The following is a 16,093-nucleotide window of genomic DNA, read 5'->3' on the forward strand; positions in this document are numbered from 1 at the left end:
GACTTGCATCAAGGCACGCTCTTCGAGGCTGAGGTGTGAGTAGGTTTTGGGCATGCAGCAGTTTCTCCGAAAGAGAGTGTTGCACTTGGACTTTGAGCGCGGGCTATGATTTTCCAGTCGAAGCCTGCTTCATCTTCTCCCGAAGAAAGCCCCTCAGGAAATTGGAATCTGGCCCCAACAAGAAAGGCCGAGCGCAGCGACGGCCCGTGGGGTACCCCCGCCCTTCTGGCTGCGCCGAGGAGCGCAGCGCCCGGCGGGAAAAGGGCGCGCGATTGTCTGAGCGAAGCGCAGCGCAGCGAGTTTCGCGCGACCCCGCCGGGCGCGAGCACCGCAGGTTGCCCTGGGCGCCGGTCAGGCGCACAGGGACGCAGACAGCAGGGTCGCCTTCTTTTGCCTACTTTTCTTGGCGAGACAAGAAAAGTAGGTGCGCCGCCGGGCGCACCTCCCGGCACCCTCCATCTGCCCCGTCACCTTCGCCAATAATTGGAATCTGACCCCGATTTCCTCTGACCCCAATTTAGACCCCAATTTCACCGCAGCACCATGTCAAACCGCATCGCCGTCATCGACTTCGAAACCACGGGCATGGCGCCCGGCGATGGGGCACGGGCGACCGAGCTGGGGCTGGTGCTGCTCGAAGGCGGGCGCGTGGTGGAGCGCTTTCAGAGCCTGATGCGCACCGGGGCCTGGGTGTCGCCGTTCATCACGCGGCTCACGGGCATCACGCAGACCATGGTCGATGCGGCGCCGCCCGCGGCCGAGGTGATGCGCGAGGCGGCGCGGCTGGTGCAAGGCGTGCCCATGGTCGCGCACAATGCCGCGTTCGACCGCAAGTTCTGGCAGCACGAGCTCGCGCTGGCCGGGCTCGCGGCGCCGCAGCCCTTCGTTTGCACGGTGCTGCTCGCACGGCGCCTGTATCCGCAGGCGGCCAGCCACAGCCTGGGCCACTTGGCAACGCACCTGCAGCTGCCGGCCACGGGCCGCGCGCACCGTGCGCTTGCCGACGCCGAAATGGCCGCCGCGCTGCTCACGCGCATGCAGCACGATTTGCGCGCGCGCTGGGGCGTGGCGCAGCCGGACTTCGGCATGTTGCAGCAGCTGCAGCGCCTCGCGCGGCCCGCCGTGCCGCGCTGGCTCGCGCGTCAGGCAGCTGGAGGCGGTGCCGGCGCAGGGGCCGACGAGGCCGCGGATACGGCTGCAAAAATAGGCAAAATCCGCACTTGATTCGATAGCTGCTTGCGCTTGATCAATCAGCGCAAGAGGCCGTTTTCTTTTGTAAAAATCGATCCTGAATTCATAGCAAACCACCATGACCCAGCATGTCCTCCCCGCCGCCACGCCGCTTGCCACGCACGACCACACGCGCACCGACGACACGCGCATCAAGGCCGTGCGCCCTTTGATCACGCCGGCGCTGCTGCAGGAATGGCTGCCCGCGCCCGAGGCCGCGCAGCAGCTCGTGGAGCAAAGCCGCGCCGCGATCGCGCGCGTGCTGCACGGGCAGGACGACCGGCTCGTGGTCGTCGTCGGGCCCTGCTCTATCCATGACCACGACCAGGCGCTCGAATACGCGCGCGCCCTGCAGGGCGAGGCCCAGGCGCTGCAGGATGCGTTGCTCGTCGTGATGCGCGTGTATTTCGAAAAGCCGCGCACCACGGTGGGCTGGAAGGGCTACATCAACGACCCGCACCTCGACGGCAGCTTTGCCATCAACGAGGGGCTGGAGATGGCGCGCCGGCTGCTGCTCGACGTGCTTGCGCTGGGCCTGCCCGTGGGCACGGAGTTTCTCGACTTGCTGAGCCCGCAGTTCATCAGCGACCTGGTGAGCTGGGGCGCGATCGGTGCGCGCACGACCGAAAGCCAGAGCCACCGCCAGCTCGCGAGCGGCCTCTCGTGCCCCGTGGGCTTCAAGAACGGCACCGACGGCGGCGTGAAGGTGGCCGTCGATGCCATTGTGGCCGCGCAGGCGCCGCACGCCTTCATGGGCATGACCAAGATGGGGCAGGCCGCGATCTTCGAGACGCGCGGCAACGCGGACTGCCACGTGATCCTGCGCGGCGGCAAGCAGCCTAACTACAGCCCTGCCGATGTGGACGCCGCGTGCCAGCTGCTGCAGGCCGCGGGGTTGCACGCGCAGGTGATGATCGACGTTTCACACGCCAACAGCCTCAAGCAGCACCAGCGCCAGATCGCGGTCGCGGCCGAGGTCGCGCAGCAAATCGCTGCGGGCGACGCGCGCATCATGGGCGTGATGATCGAAAGCCACCTGCACGAAGGCCGCCAGGACATCGTGCCCGGCGAGCCGCTGCGCCACGGCGTGTCGGTGACCGACGCCTGCATAGGCTGGGCGCAGACCGTGCCCGTGCTGCGCGGCCTCGCCGACGCCGTGCGCGCGCGACGTGCGCACAAAAACAAGGGGTGAAGACGGGGCGCAGCCCAAAGCTGCATGCAGCGGCGCTGCACCGCACCCTGGGCGCTCACATGCGCCCTTCTGCAGAATCCGCGTCAAAACTGCTTGCGCAGTGAGAGGAAGCTCACCAGCGGGTCCAGGCGTACCGAGGCCGTGACGGGTGCGCCGCCCATGGCAGGCACGGTGCCCGTGGCGTTGGTCTTGAGGTAGAGCTTTTGCACGGACAAAGCCAGACTGTAGCCGTCACGCAAGGGCCAGTCGGCACCGACGAGGAAGGCGCCGCCAAAGGCGTTGTCCACCTTGACGTTTTGCAGCGCGTTGGAACTGGCGCTGAACACCTTCATGTAGACCATGCCGCCGCCGATGTAGGGGCGGATGGGGCCCCACATGCCGGGCGTGTAATTCATGGTGAGGATTGCAGGCCCGACCTTGGCCTGGGTGAGTTGCCCCAGCGGGGCGAGGTTGCCCGTGCCGGTGAGGTTGGATCTGACGGGGTTGGCAAGATCCAGACGAGCCATCCAGTGGGGCGTGAAGTGGTAGCCGATTTCCACGCCCAATACGTTGTCGCTGCTGGCGTGCACCCCGGCGCCGGGCACGGGACCGCCCGCGTAGAGGTCGGCCTTGGTGCTGAAGGCGAGGTGCACAGGCCCCACTGCCACCGACCAGGGTGATGCACCTTCGGGTGCGGTTTGCGCATGGGCGCTGCCAAGCAGCGCGACGCAGGCCAATGGAAGCAGTGCGCGGGAAAAGGGTTTCATCGAAGTCTCCTTGCGCTCTTGAGGGAAATGGCCCAAGGGGCCGGTTTTTATGGCCAAGCAGCAGCGTGCCTCCCCCTGCGGGGAGGTGGGCTACAGCTTTCGCTCTGGGGGAAAAGGGGAAACGGCGCTCAGCCGTTGGCCAGGAAGTCCAGCGTCAGCCGGTTGAAGGCGTCCGCATGCTCCCACTGCGCCCAGTGGCCGCAGCGCGGGAAGACGTGCAGCTGCGCGTCCTGCATGTTCGCGACCAGCTTGAGGCCGTGGTCCAGCGGCACGAAGCGGTCATCGCGCCCCCAGGTGACCAGGGTCTTGGCCTTGATCTCGCCCAGGCGCGGCGACACGTCCCAGGCCGAAAGCGGCACTTTTTGCGCGCTCAGGATGAAGTTCTTCAGGTGCTCGGGGTTGCGCTGGATGTTGGCCCAGCGCCCTTGCAGCAGTTCGTCGGTGATCAGGCTCTGGTCGAACACGAACACGTTGAGCATCTGCTTGAGCGTTTCGAGCGAGGGCTCGGCGTAGAGCTTGAACAGCAGCTTGATGCCCTCCATAGGCATGGGGTTGAACAGGCTGGCGCCCAGGCCGGCCGGCCCCATGAGGATCACTTTGCCGGTGCGCTCGGGGTATTCGAGCGCAAAGTTCAGTGCGCCCGCGCCGCCCATGGAGTTGCCCACGAGGTGCGCTTTATCAATACCCAGCGCGTCCATCATGCCCTTGACCGCGCGCGCGTTGACCAGGCCGCGCTGCTCGTCCATCACGACAGCATCGGACTTGTTGAAGCCCGGCGCGTCCGGCAGGATCACGCGGTAGCCGGCCGCGACGAAGGGGCCGATGTTGCGGTAGTAGTTGCTCCACCCCCCCGCTCCCGGTCCGCCTCCGTGCAGCATGATTACCGCTTCGCCCTGGCCTGCATCGTTGAGGTGAATGCGGAAGTTGGAGAGGCCTTTTTCGTTGATGGTGACGAATTTGCTCGTCGTGCTTTCGCTCAGTTCTGTCATGGGTATTTCCTAAAAAATTGAATGACGCGGTTCAGCGCTGGCCGCGTACCGACTTGTGACCCCACATGGCGGTGCGGTTGTGGCGCACCACCGTCCAGGAGGAATCCACCGTGCGCGGTCCCCAGCCGAACTCGACTTCGATCATGGGCGACGGCGTTTCGGCATAGAAGGAGATCGTATGGTCGTTGGTGTGGCGCCCGAGCAGGGAAGTGATGCGCCCGGCCGCGTCCAGCCGATCGAAGGCATAGCCCACGTCGTCTATGGTGTTGGCTTGCAGCATGAAATGGTGGATGCGCTTGGGGATTGGGAAGGCAGCCAGGGCGATCGTGTGGTGGCGCCCATTGCAGTGCAGGAAGTGCGCGGGCACGCTCATTTCCGGCCCCATCTGGATGTCGATGATGTCGGACAGCACAAAGCCCAGCACTTCGGTGTAGAACGCCATCGCCTTGGCGGTGTCGGGGACGCAGCGCACGAAATGCCCGATACCCTGGTCGCCTGTGACGAAGCCCGACACGGGAGCGCTGGGCAGGAAGGGCTGGTCGAAGGTTTCTGCCGGGCCGTAGTAAATCTCGAGCGGCAGGCCGAAGGGGTCTTGCAGGCACAACAGGCCCATGACTTTGCGCTGCTGCATGAGCGCTTCGTCACCGCGGGTGAAGGCTACCCCTGCCTGGCGCAGCTTGTCGGCCATGCGCTCGAGCGCAGCGGCGTCATCCACTTCCAAGCCTGCGTAGGCTAGGTCGTCGAGTTCGCCCGGCTGCACGGCGATGCGCCAGGCACGCTGATCGGCACGGTACAGCGCAGCGTCGCCGGCAGCACCCGCCGCCATCAAACCCACGTTTTGCGTCAAAAAGTAGTCCCAGGCGGGTACGTCCTTGACGGCGAAGCCGAGGTAACCCAAACGTTCGATGCTCATGTCTTCTCCTTGGTTATGAAAGCTGCAGTTTCTGCGGCAGGTCTTTGCCCCCGGCAGCCTCGAAAAAGCCGCGCACGCCCATGCCGCCGTCATGGTTGAGCAGCGCGCCCGTCGTGGGGAAGGTGTCGCTGCGCGTGGCAAAGAACACGTAGGCTCCGGTGTATTCCGTTGCTACAGGCATGCGGCCCACGGGCAGCACCGAGGCCAGCATGTCGCCCAGCGGCACGCTGGAAATGGCCTGGTTGGCCATGCCCAACGAGGACGGGCCACGCAGGTCGGTATTCATGCCGCCCGGCGCCACACCGTTGACGCGCACGTGTGGCGCAAGCTCAAAAGCGAGCTGGCGCACCATGCCCACCACGGCATGCTTGGTGGCGGTGTAGAGCGGGCCGCCGCCGTTCGGGTAAAAGCCCGCGTTCGAGATCGTGAAGACCACGCTGCCGCGGCTTTGCACCAGCGCGGGCAGGCAGGCCTTGACGGCAAGCAGATAGCCCTTGACGTTGATGTGAAAGACCTCGTCGAAGGCAGCGTCGATCCTGTCGTCAGGGATATCGACCAGTGGCATCGAATAATCCCAGATGCCCGCGTTGGGGATCAGGCAGTCGATCTTGCCAAAGGCGGCCACGCATTCGCGCGCGGCCTTCTGGTGGTCGGCCAGCACGCGCACGTCACCTTCGATGCCCAGCACTTTGGCGCCGTGCGCGGCCTGGAGTTCCTGGAGCCTGGCGGCCGACTTGTCGAGCACGGCCACGCGCGCGCCTTCGGCCACGAACCGGTCCACGATGGCCCGGCCCAGGCCCGAGCCACCGCCGGTGACCAGGGCTACTTCATTGTTGAGTTGCATGTTGTTCTCGCTTGGGTTTCAGGCATGCAGCGCGGCTGCAGAAAAATCGACCAGCACGTCCCGCCCTTCGATGCGAATCGGGTAAACCTTCAAGGGCTCGCAGGGCGGGGGCGACTTGACCTTGCCTGTGCGCACACAAAACTTTCCCATGTGCAGTGAGCATTCCACGACATCGCCGTCGAGGTAGCCACCTTCGGACAGTGACCACTCTCCGTGGGTGCACTGGTCCTGCGTGGCAAAAAACTCCCCATCGACATTGAAGATCGCCACCTTTTGCGCGTCATGGCTGACTTGCAAGGCTTCTCCGGGCGGAACGTCGTCCACGCTGCAGGCTTTGGTAAACGCCATCGTGCTGGTTCCTTCGCTCAGAAAAACACGCTGAGGTTGTTGGCCAGAATCGTGCTCTGGTCGATCAGGATGGTGCGGCGGGCAATCTTGAAGCCCAGGCCATTGTTGGCGCGGCGCAGCACGTCGCGACGCTCACCCGCAAAAATATCCACTTGCCGCTCGTTCCGGTTGCGGTAGAGCAAAAAGGCCGAGGCCACTTCGAGTGTGCCGGGTGTGTCGGTCTCGCGCACGATCACGTTCGAGATGACGTGCCGCGTGCGCGACAGCGGGTCTTCGGCCCAGTTCAGTTCGGAAGTGCGCTGGCGGATGCGGCCACGCATGGTTTCATGGTTTTCGTCGAAGTGGGCGTTGGCGCCCATCGGGATGTATTCCTTGTCGTTTTCACGCTTGGTGCGCGTGGTGCGGATGGGCATCCAGTAGTGGATGTCCTGTTCGAGCAGGTCGAACCAGGCGTTGTAGTTGTGGTGGTCCAGCAACTGGGCTTCGCGGTAATAAAACTGCTCGACTTCGTGTTGCAGTTGCGGGCTCACGGGCTGGGCGGGCCAGGCAAATTCCTGGATCAATTCGGCCGTTTTCTGGGCCATGGCGACAGCAGTCATGCCATATCTCCTTCAATGAACGAGGGTGCAGATGATCCCGTAGCGGCAGCCATGCGATGCTGCGCTGGACGGGCCTGCGGGGGATCGATGAATGCTGTTTGCCCTGGGGCAAACAGCGCGAAAAGACTGGGAGGCGGTATCGAAATGCCGAGACTTGGGTGGCTCAGGGCTTGAGCGTCTCCCAGCCCGGCTCGGACATCATGCGCGCCCAGTGGTGGTACATGCCGCGTGCGGCTTCTTCGGCATAGACATAGGCGGTCTTGCCGGGGAAGTCGGGGTTGCTCTTGTTGGGCACGTTCAGGCCCATTTGCGCGCACAGGGGCGCGCTCTTGGCCTTGTGGCCGCGCAGCACGCGCTGGATTTCGACCCAGTTCTCGCCGTCGTCCTGCTCGAAGGTGCCGCCAGCGTTGAAGGTGCGGATGTTCTGGCGCCGGAACTCTTCCTTGATGTCCTCGGGCGCGTCGGCATCGACGACTACGAAGGCCCACACCTCTACCTCGTTGGGGCCGCGCGGGTGCCAGCTGCGGATGGTGTTGATGCCCGGCAAGAACGAGCAGGTTGGGAACACCGTCATGTGTTGGCCGAACATGGTTTGCGTCGGCATTTTGTTCAGGCGCTTGGCGGCCTTTTCTGCGGCTGGGCCCTGGGTCCAGTATTGCGTGATCTTGGGGCCCATCACGGCCATCAGAATGGCGGGGTCGTTGATGAACCAGCCCGCGCCGTGGCCACCCCAGGCTGCACGGAACTGCGAACCATTGGAGGACATTTGCACTTGCGTCAGGTCCATCTCGGGGGGCAGGCTGGCCAAAACGCCCGACAGGTGTGACATGGTGCCGGCGTGGTACATGTCGCTGCAGAATTGCTCGGCGGCGAACTTCCAGTTGCAGGGGATGACCCACTTCTGCATGCCGCCGACGACGGTGGTGCCGGCTTCGGTGCGGTCGAGCATCACGTCCATGTAGGGCATGGCGTCGCTCAGGTAGGTCTTGAGGTCGGGGGCTTGCGCGTCCCAGTTCGCGAAGATCAGGCCCTTGTAGGTTTCCACGCGCGCTTGCAGCGGGCCCCAGTCGGCCTTGTCGAAGCCGCAATCGCCTTCTTTCTGGTCGCAGAAAGCCTCTTTTTCGTAGGGCACGTTGACCAGATTACCGGCGATGTCATACGCCCAGCCGTGGTAGGTGCAGGTGAAGGCCTTGGCATTGCCTGCATCGGAGCGGCAAATGCGCATGCCACGGTGGCGGCATTGGTTCAGGAAGACTTTGATGCTGCCGTCCTTTTGCCGCACCATGATCACCGGGTCTTCGCCCATGTAGGTGGTCAGGTAGTCCCCAGTCTTGGGGATGTGGGCTTCATGCCCGAGCAGCAGCCAGGAGCGCGCAAAGATGCGCTCGAGTTCAATCTCGTAGAGCTCCTGGTCTGCGTAGATGCGCGGGTCGAGCAAGCCCTTGTCTTGATCAACCAAGGCGCGGATGGCTTCGTCCGTCCAGCGACGCTTGAACGTCATCGGCACGGCTTGCACTTCGCGTTCCGAATGTATTCCCATGATGCAGATCTCCTTAAAAATACCCAAAACACCCAACGTTAAAAAACCCGGCGCATGCGCGCGCTCACCGGGCCGCCTTCACCACTGCACGCCTGGCGTACAGCGCCCAAACGATCCACAAGGGGTGGATCACCAAAGTCGTCAACCCGAAAGCCGTGGCCAGGTGGCTCCAGGTGATGCTGTAAAAATCCCACAAACCATCGACCAGCTCGGTGGCTATGACGATGTCGAACACGGCCAGGTAGCGCAGCGGGTCGCGCGCACCCCACAAGGCCACGATGCCGATGGCGCCGAGCTGCAGACCCACGACGGCCCAGGCGTCACTGAGCAGCCGGAACGCTGGCGTGGCGGCATCGGGCGCAAAGCCCGGGTACATCTGGGCGAACAGCGAGGCCGAGGCAAACGGCAGCGTGCCCAGCAGGTTGGCCAGGTAAAAAAGGCCCAGTGCCCACAGAAAGATACGTCCTTGCTTCATGCGTGCTCCAGTGATGATGATCGATGGCGGGGAGTCTTCTGAACATCTGTTCGATGGTTGGTAATTATGATGAAAAATGTTTGTCTTGGAATTGGTGGAAACCCTAAGCAAATCTCGATATTTTTATTGTTACCATCAAAAAACATTTTTCTTGGTGCTCGCTCTCTTCCCCGGTTGCAGGGGCGGGTGTTTTTCCACGCTGTGATCTCCTAAACCCATGCTCCACGACATAGCCTTTTCCGTTGCGTCTTCTGGAGCAGAGGACACGCCGCGTACGCTGATAGAGACGGCCTACCGCGGCCTGCGCCGCGCCATCATCGACGGCAAACATGCGCCCAATGAGCCGCTGCGCGTCGAACACCTGAAAAAGACCTATCAAGTCAGTGCCGGCACCTTGCGCGAGGCCTTGGCGCTGCTGGTGTCGGATGCGCTGGTGGTCACGCAGGGCTACCGCGGCTTCAAAGTGGCGCCGATGTCGCTGCAGGACCTGGCCGACTTGTGCCGCGTGCGCACCTTGATCGAGTGCGAAGCTGTGCGCGAAAGCCTGCAGCAGGGCAAGGACGATTGGGAGGCCGAGGTGGTGGCCGCTTACCACAAGCTCTCGCGCGCGGAGGAGCGGGTGTTGGTAGATGCCATTGGCGGATTTGACGAATGGGAAGTGCGCAACCGCGAGTTCCACGAAGCCTTGGTGTGCGCCTGCTCTTCAGGGTGGCTGCGCCGCATGCGCGCCGTGCTGTATCAACTGGCCGAGCGTTACCGGCGCCTCTCGGCTTTCGAAGGTGCGCCGCCGCAGGAGTTGCATGACGAACATGCTGAAATTTACGCCGCAGTGATGGCGCGCGATGTAGCGCGCACGACAGAACTGCTGGATCGGCACATCCACCACGCATTCACCGTGATACGCGCAAGCAATGTGTTGAAATAGACGGTTGTTTTTTTGTTGTTCCTTTCATTGAATCCTCCCCCATGTCTCAAGAAGCATTGAAGTCCCCCGTCGTCGTCCTCGGCGCTGGTTTGGCCGCTGTCTCTTTTGCCAGCGAACTGCGCCAGGCCGGCTATGCAGGCCCGCTCACCGTGGTCGGCGACGAAGCCGAGCCGCCCTACGACCGCCCGCCCTTGTCCAAGGACTTCATGGGCCATGGCGACGCCGAAAAAATCCGCCTCGACTGCAAGCGCGCGCCCGAGGTCGAATGGCTGCTGGGCGTATCTGCGCAGTCGTTCGACCCACAGGCGCACACGGTGGCGCTGTCGGACGGGCGCACGCTGCCCTACGGCACGCTGGTGCTGGCCACGGGTGCGACGCCGCGCACGCTGCCCGCTTTGCAGGGCGCGCCCATGCCCGTGTACACCCTGCGCACGCTCGAAGACGCACGGCGCATCCAGGCCGGGCTGCACCCGCAGGCGCGGCTGTTGATCGTGGGCGGCGGCGTGATCGGGCTCGAGCTTGCGGCCACGGCGCTCGCTGCAGGCGCCAGCGTGACGCTGGTCGAAACCCAGCCGCGCCTCATGGGCCGCGCGGCTTCTCCCACGCTCTCGGACTTCGTTGCGCGCTACCACGCGGCGCAGGGGGTGGACTTGCGCTTTGGCCGCAGCGTCGCGGGCTTTGCTGACGGCGCCGTGCTGCTCGACGACGGCACGCGCATCGCGGCCGACATGGTGGTCGTGGGCATAGGCGTGGTGACCAACGACGCGCTTGCGCGTGCGGCCGGGCTGGCCTGCGACGATGGTATCTTCGTCGATGCCTTCGGGCGCACCACCTGCCCCGATGTCTATGCCATAGGCGACGTGACGCGCCAGCGCAACCCCTTGAGCGGGCGCTTCGAGCGCATCGAAACCTGGTCGAACGCGCAAAACCAGGCCATCGCGGTGGCGCGCCACCTCGTCGATCCGACCGCGCCCGCGTATGCGGAGTTGCCATGGTATTGGTCCGACCAGGGCGCGCTGCGTATCCAGGTGGCGGGGCTGGCGAGCGGCGACGAGGAAATCGTGCGCGGCGAGCTCTCCATCGACGCGCCCAAGTTCACGCTGATCGAGCTGCAAAAGGGCCGCATCGTGGGCGCCACCTGCGTGAACAACGCGCGCGACTTCGCGCCGCTGCGCCGATTGCTCGCAGCCGGCGCGCAGCCCGACCGCGCCGCGCTCGCCGACCCGGCCACCGATTTGCGCAAGCTCGCGGCCGCCGTGGGCGCTTGAGTGCTTGCACGTGACCGGCACGTAGCTCAGGGAAAACCCGCGCACCGGCGCGGTACGGCGTTTCTAGAATGAGCAAGGCCCCGTTTCTCGCGGGGCCATGCTCTATTGAGGAGACACATTCATGGATCGTCGTTCGCTCATCAAAAATGCCGGCATCGCCGGAGTGCTCGCCGCGGGGGCGGCACCTGCGGTGCATGCGCAGCAGGCCATACGCTGGCGGCTCGCGTCGAGTTTTCCGCGCTCGCTGGACATCGTGTATGGCTGCTCGGAGCTCTTTGCCAAAATGGTCAAGAGCATGTCGGGCGGCAAGTTCGAGATCAGCATCCACAGCCCCGGCGAGCTGATGCCGGCCTTTGGCGTGTTCGACGGCGTACAAAGTGGCTCGGTCGAGATTTGCCACACCATGGGCTACTATTTTTATGGCAAGAACCCGGCGTTTGCGCTGAGCTCTTGCGTGCCTTTTGGCCTCAATTCTCGGCAGATGACGGCCTGGCTCATGCACGGCAACGGGCGCAAGCTCGTGAACGAGTTTTACGCGCAATACGGCGTCACGAGCTTTTTCGGCGGCAATACGGGTACGCAGATGGGCGGCTGGTTTCGCAAGGAGATCAAGACGCCGACCGACTTCAAGGGTTTGAAGATGCGCATGGGCGGCGGACTGATTGGCGAGGTGGTGCAAAAACTCGGCGCCGTGCCGCAGAACATCCCGGGCGGCGAGGTCTATACCGCGCTCGAAAAAGGCACCATAGACGCCGCCGAGTGGGTGGGCCCCTACGACGACCAGAAGCTCGGCTTCAACCGGGTGGCGCCGTATTACTATTACCCCGGCTGGTGGGAGGGCGGGCCGAACGTGGACTTGTTCGTCAACCAGAAGGCCCTTGCCGCGCTGCCCGACGAATACAAGACCATCCTCGAGGCGGCATCGCTGTACCTGCACACCAACGTGCAGGCCAAGTATGACGCCCTGAATCCGGGGGCGCTCAAGCAGCTCGTTGCGGCCAAGACCAAGGTGCTGCCGTTTTCGCAAGCCATCATGGAAGCCTCGTACAAGGCTTCGATGGAGGTGTTTGCCGAAAACGACGCCAAGAGCCCCGAGTGGCGCAAAATCTACGCCGACATGCGCGCCTTCCAGCGCGACGAGGTGCTGTGGTTCCGCTTTGCCGAGGCCTCGTTCGACGGCTTCATGTTCCGGCAAAAGCTCTGAAAGCTGCGGATCAGCGGCTCGCCACGATGGCCGTACCCGCGGCGCGCCGCGCCGCGCGCGTGCACACGAAGATGCCGCCCACGACGAGCGCCGTGCCCGCGGCCATCCACGGCGTGAAGGGCTCCTCCAGAAACCACACGCCCATGAAGATGGTGGACAGCGGCCCCACCATGCCGATCTGTGTTGCTGCACTTGCGCCTATGCGCTCTATCGCCATCATCATCAGCAGGATGGGCGCGGCGGTGCACAGCGTGGCGTTGAGCAGCGACAGCCACAGCACGGGCGGCGCGACGACGGCGGCCGCGAGTGGCCGCGTCAGCGCAAAGTGCAGCAGGCAGCACAGGCAGGCCACGGTGCTCGCCAGGCCCACGAGCCGCAGTGAGCCCAGCCGGCGCACCAGGGCGTCGCTGTGCACCAGGTACACGGCGTAGCTGAGCGCGCTCAGCAGCACGAGCAGCGTGCCCCAGGCCACGTGTGCGCCTTGTACGTGGACTTCGAGGCCGAACACCAGCACCACGCCGCAGTAGCTGATCGCCATGCCCAGCAGTTGCCCCCAGCGTATGCCGCGGCCATAGACGATGCGTGCGAGCAGCATCACGAGCGTGGGGTTCAGGTAGAGGATGAGTCGCTCCAGGCTGGCGCTGATGTAGCGCAGGCCCTCGAAATCGAGCAGGCTCGCGAGGTAGTAGCCCGTCACGCCGAGTGCGAGCACGCTCAGGCGCTCGCGCGCCGTCAGCCGCGGGCGGCCCCGGCCCGCCCACCAGGCCATCAGCACGAACATGGGCAGCGCGAACAGCATGCGGTACATCAGCAGCGCGACGGCGTCGGCACCGTGGCGGTACGCGAGTTTGACGATGATCGCCTTGGCGCTGAAACCGACCGCGCCGAGCAGCGCGAGGACGAGTCCGGATGCTATTCTTTCGCTAGCTGCTTGTGCTTGCTGTATCTTGGCTGAGGGCACTTTGGGCTTCAAAATCGAAATCAGTCCTCGACGAAGGCTTCTTCGCGCTTGTGCTTCACGGCCGGCAGCAGCACGATCACCAGCAGCAGCGCGGCCACGGCGAGCAGGCCCGCCGAGATGGGCCGCGTGACGAACACGCCCCAGTCGCCGCGCGAGAGCAGCAGCGCACGGCGCAGGTTCTCTTCCATCATGGGGCCGAGGATGAAGCCCAGCAGCAGCGGCGCAGGCTCGGTGCCGAGCTTGTGGAAAAGGTAGCCAATGAGCCCGAACGCGCCCACCATCCATACGTCCCAGGTGGTGTTGTTGGTCGAATACACGCCGATCGCGCAAAACAGCACGATCGCCGGGAACAACCAGCGGTAGGGCACGGTGAGCAGCTTGATCCACATGCCGATCAGCGGCAGGTTCAGGATCACCAGCATCGCGTTGCCCAGCCACATCGAGGCGATCAGCCCCCAGAAGAGCTCGGGGTTGCTGCTCATCACCTGCGGGCCGGGCTGGATGTTGTGGATGGTCATCGCGCCCACCATCAGCGCCATCACGGCGTTCGGCGGGATGCCCAGCGTGAGCAAGGGAATGAACGAGGTCTGCGCGCCCGCGTTGTTGGCCGACTCGGGCGCCGCGACGCCGCGGATGTTGCCCTGGCCGAAGGGCACCTCGCCAGGGCGCACGCGGGTTTTTTTCTCGACCGTGTAGGCGGCAAATGCGGCCAGCAAAGCACCACCGCCGGGCAATATGCCCAGCGCCGCGCCCAGGCCGGTGCCGCGCAGCACGGCGGGAATCATGCGTTTGAAGTCCTCCTTGGTCGGAAACAGGCCATGCACCTTGGCGGCGAAGATTTCGCGGCTGCCCTCGGGGTGCGCAAGGTTGGCGATGATCTCGCCGTAGCCGAACACGCCCATGGAAATCGCCACGAAGCCAATGCCGTCGGTGAGTTCGGGGATGTCGAAGCTGAAGCGTGCCACGCCCGAATTCACGTCGGTGCCCACCAGACCCAAGAGCAGCCCGAGCACGATCATGCCCACGGCCTTGAGCAGCGAGCCCGAAGCCAGCACCACGGCGCCGAGCAGGCCCAGCACCATGAGCGAGAAGTATTCGGCCGGGCCGAACTTGAAGGCGACTTCGGTCAGCGGCGGCGCGAAGGCCGCGAGGATCACCGTGCCCACGCAGCCCGCAAAGAACGAGCCCAGCCCCGCCGCGGCCAGCGCCGGCCCGGCGCGGCCCTTGCGCGCCATCTGGTAGCCGTCGATCACCGTGACCACGGACGAGGACTCGCCGGGCAGGTTCACGAGGATCGCCGTGGTCGAGCCGCCGTATTGCGCGCCGTAGTAAATGCCCGCAAGCATGATCAGCGCCGACACCGGCGGCAGTGCGTAGGTCGCGGGCAGCAGCATGGCGATGGTCGCCACCGGCCCTATGCCGGGCAGCACGCCGATCAGCGTGCCCAGCAGGCAGCCGACGAAGCAGTAAATCAGATTTTGCGCTGTGAACGCGACGCCGAAGCCGAGCGCGAGGTTGTGAAAGAGTTCCATGATGATTCCTCTGCTCAGCCAGCGATGAAGCTGGGCCAGACCTGAAATTGCAGCTTCAGCGCCCAGACGAAGGCCGCGTAACTGCCCACGGCCAGAATCGTTGCGAGGATCGCCACTTCGAGCGGCTTGAACTGGTCACCCGCGAGGCTCGCGATGAAGGTCAGCGCGTAGATCGCGACGATCAGCCCCATGGGCGGGATGCCCAGGCTGGGCAGGCCGCCGAGCAAAATGCCAAACGCAAAATTGGCCGCAAGGATGAAGACGAGCGGCTTCCAGGCCCAGCGGCCTATGGGGTCGCCGTCCTCGGTTTCGACCACGGTGGCCTTGAAAGTCACGACCGCGCCTATGAGCGCGAGCAGCACGCCCAGCAGCAGCGGAAAGTAGCCCGGCCCCATGCGCGCGCCCGTGCCGATCTGGTAGCTGCTCGCTCCCCAGGCGAATGCCACGCCGACCGCCATGAACATGAGTCCGGCAAAAAAATCCTTCTGGCTTTTGATTCCCATGGACCGTCTCCTTTTGTCTTTTGAACAAGCGCCCGATTGTGACGTTCTCGGGAGCATATCCGCGCGCGATTTCAGGCGCCGACCCGTGCGCGGCTGCCAAAAATACCCGTGCCCACGCGCACCATGGTGCTGCCCGCGTGGATCGCGGCTTCGAGGTCGGCGGTCATGCCCAGCGACAAGGTGTCGAATTCCTCCAGCCCTGCCACACCCTGCGCGCGGATATGGTCGAAAAGCTTTCTTGCGCTTAAATGAAGAGCGAGTTGCGCTTCGAAATCAGGAGCTACATCGGGGATGCTCATGAGCCCGCGCACGCGCAGCCGTGGCAACTGCGCAACGGCCTGCGCGAGCGCCAGGGCGTCTTCTGGCGGCACGCCGGACTTGCTCGGACCGCCGTCGACGTTGACTTGTAGGCATATTTGCAACGCTGGCAGGTGCGCGGGCCGCTGCGCCGCCAGGCGCTCGGCGGTCTTGAGGCGATCCACCGTCTGCACCCAGTCGAAGTGCTCGGCCACGAGGCGCGTCTTGTTGCTTTGCACCGGGCCAATGCAGTGCCATTGCAGTGCGTCCAGGCCCGCGGCGCGCAGTGCCAGCACCTTGCTCACCCCCTCTTGAATGTAGTTTTCGCCGAACGCCCGTTGGCCTGCGGCGGCGGCCTCGGCCACGGCTTGTGCGCCAAAGGTTTTGGAGACGGCGAGCAGCGAAACCGTTGCCGGATCGCGCCCCGCAGCGGCGCAGGCCTTGGCCATGCGCGCGTGCACCCGTTGGAGATTGTCTGCAATCGTGGTCATAATGATCGCCAAGCCTACCAAAGCCTAACCAACGAG

General features: G+C 64.5%; 17 protein-coding genes. 5 read left to right on the forward strand and 12 right to left on the reverse strand.

Annotated features, from left to right (window positions below; translation table 11 throughout):
• Positions 1-543 precede the first annotated feature (543 nt).
• Entirely contained in the window at positions 544-1,224 is a 681-nt protein-coding gene (locus PYV55_RS00885) for a 3'-5' exonuclease (protein WP_275848392.1), read from the forward strand.
• Between the two features lie 85 nt (positions 1,225-1,309).
• On the forward strand, positions 1,310-2,422 hold the full coding sequence (locus tag PYV55_RS00890) for a 3-deoxy-7-phosphoheptulonate synthase (protein WP_275848394.1): 1,113 nt from the start codon (positions 1,310-1,312) through the stop codon (positions 2,420-2,422).
• 83 nt (positions 2,423-2,505) lie between these two features.
• Here the strand turns inward: PYV55_RS00890 and PYV55_RS00895 are convergent, their stop codons facing one another.
• The 8 genes from PYV55_RS00895 to PYV55_RS00930 all read right to left on the reverse strand — a co-directional run bounded on the left by PYV55_RS00895 (position 2,506) and on the right by PYV55_RS00930 (position 8,876).
• Positions 2,506-3,168, reverse strand: a complete 663-nt coding sequence (locus PYV55_RS00895) for an OmpW/AlkL family protein (protein WP_275848396.1) — start codon at positions 3,166-3,168, stop codon at positions 2,506-2,508.
• Between the two features lie 128 nt (positions 3,169-3,296).
• Entirely contained in the window at positions 3,297-4,157 is an 861-nt protein-coding gene (gene bphD / locus PYV55_RS00900) for a 2-hydroxy-6-oxo-6-phenylhexa-2,4-dienoate hydrolase (protein ID WP_275848398.1), read from the reverse strand.
• A 31-nt stretch (positions 4,158-4,188) separates the two neighbouring features.
• Positions 4,189-5,070, reverse strand: coding sequence for a biphenyl-2,3-diol 1,2-dioxygenase (gene bphC / locus PYV55_RS00905; protein ID WP_275848400.1), 882 nt, complete (start codon positions 5,068-5,070; stop codon positions 4,189-4,191).
• Between the two features lie 13 nt (positions 5,071-5,083).
• On the reverse strand, positions 5,084-5,914 hold the full coding sequence (gene bphB, locus PYV55_RS00910; RefSeq protein WP_275848401.1) for a cis-2,3-dihydrobiphenyl-2,3-diol dehydrogenase: 831 nt from the start codon (positions 5,912-5,914) through the stop codon (positions 5,084-5,086).
• An 18-nt stretch (positions 5,915-5,932) separates the two neighbouring features.
• Entirely contained in the window at positions 5,933-6,262 is a 330-nt protein-coding gene (locus tag PYV55_RS00915) for a non-heme iron oxygenase ferredoxin subunit (RefSeq protein ID WP_114482035.1), read from the reverse strand.
• A gap of 17 nt (positions 6,263-6,279) precedes the next feature.
• A complete protein-coding gene (locus PYV55_RS00920) occupies positions 6,280-6,861 on the reverse strand; it encodes an aromatic-ring-hydroxylating dioxygenase subunit beta (RefSeq protein ID WP_275848404.1) in 582 nt (193 codons plus the stop codon).
• 163 nt (positions 6,862-7,024) lie between these two features.
• Positions 7,025-8,401, reverse strand: coding sequence for an aromatic ring-hydroxylating dioxygenase subunit alpha (locus PYV55_RS00925; protein ID WP_275848406.1), 1,377 nt, complete (start codon positions 8,399-8,401; stop codon positions 7,025-7,027).
• A gap of 64 nt (positions 8,402-8,465) precedes the next feature.
• The gene (locus PYV55_RS00930) at positions 8,466-8,876 is read right to left on the reverse strand and encodes a BphX family protein (protein WP_275848408.1); all 411 of its coding nucleotides are present in this window, start codon (positions 8,874-8,876) and stop codon (positions 8,466-8,468) included.
• Positions 8,877-9,093: 217 nt separating this feature from the next.
• On the opposite strand from PYV55_RS00930, the gene PYV55_RS00935 reads away from it, so the two are divergent.
• From PYV55_RS00935 to PYV55_RS00945, 3 genes are all read left to right on the forward strand, one after another.
• Positions 9,094-9,801: a GntR family transcriptional regulator gene (locus PYV55_RS00935; RefSeq protein WP_275848410.1), complete on the forward strand. Its 708-nt coding sequence runs from the start codon at positions 9,094-9,096 to the stop codon at positions 9,799-9,801.
• Between the two features lie 41 nt (positions 9,802-9,842).
• Positions 9,843-11,069, forward strand: a complete 1,227-nt coding sequence (locus PYV55_RS00940; RefSeq protein WP_275848413.1) for an NAD(P)/FAD-dependent oxidoreductase — start codon at positions 9,843-9,845, stop codon at positions 11,067-11,069.
• A 121-nt stretch (positions 11,070-11,190) separates the two neighbouring features.
• Positions 11,191-12,273 (forward strand): TRAP transporter substrate-binding protein, encoded by a 1,083-nt coding sequence (locus tag PYV55_RS00945; protein WP_275848415.1) that lies wholly within the window; start codon positions 11,191-11,193, stop codon positions 12,271-12,273.
• Positions 12,274-12,283: 10 nt separating this feature from the next.
• Here the strand turns inward: PYV55_RS00945 and PYV55_RS00950 are convergent, their stop codons facing one another.
• From PYV55_RS00950 to PYV55_RS00965, 4 genes are all read right to left on the reverse strand, one after another.
• On the reverse strand, positions 12,284-13,234 hold the full coding sequence (locus PYV55_RS00950; RefSeq protein WP_275848417.1) for a DMT family transporter: 951 nt from the start codon (positions 13,232-13,234) through the stop codon (positions 12,284-12,286).
• Between the two features lie 20 nt (positions 13,235-13,254).
• Positions 13,255-14,766 (reverse strand): tripartite tricarboxylate transporter permease, encoded by a 1,512-nt coding sequence (locus PYV55_RS00955; protein ID WP_275848419.1) that lies wholly within the window; start codon positions 14,764-14,766, stop codon positions 13,255-13,257.
• Between the two features lie 14 nt (positions 14,767-14,780).
• A complete protein-coding gene (locus tag PYV55_RS00960) occupies positions 14,781-15,269 on the reverse strand; it encodes a tripartite tricarboxylate transporter TctB family protein (protein ID WP_275848421.1) in 489 nt (162 codons plus the stop codon).
• A gap of 71 nt (positions 15,270-15,340) precedes the next feature.
• Complete coding sequence (locus PYV55_RS00965; protein WP_275848423.1) at positions 15,341-16,057, reverse strand: YggS family pyridoxal phosphate-dependent enzyme; 717 nt, start codon at positions 16,055-16,057, stop codon at positions 15,341-15,343.
• Positions 16,058-16,093: the final 36 nt, after the last annotated feature.

This window comes from Extensimonas soli (assembly GCF_029211265.1).
Classification (GTDB): domain Bacteria; phylum Pseudomonadota; class Gammaproteobacteria; order Burkholderiales; family Burkholderiaceae_C; genus Extensimonas; species Extensimonas soli.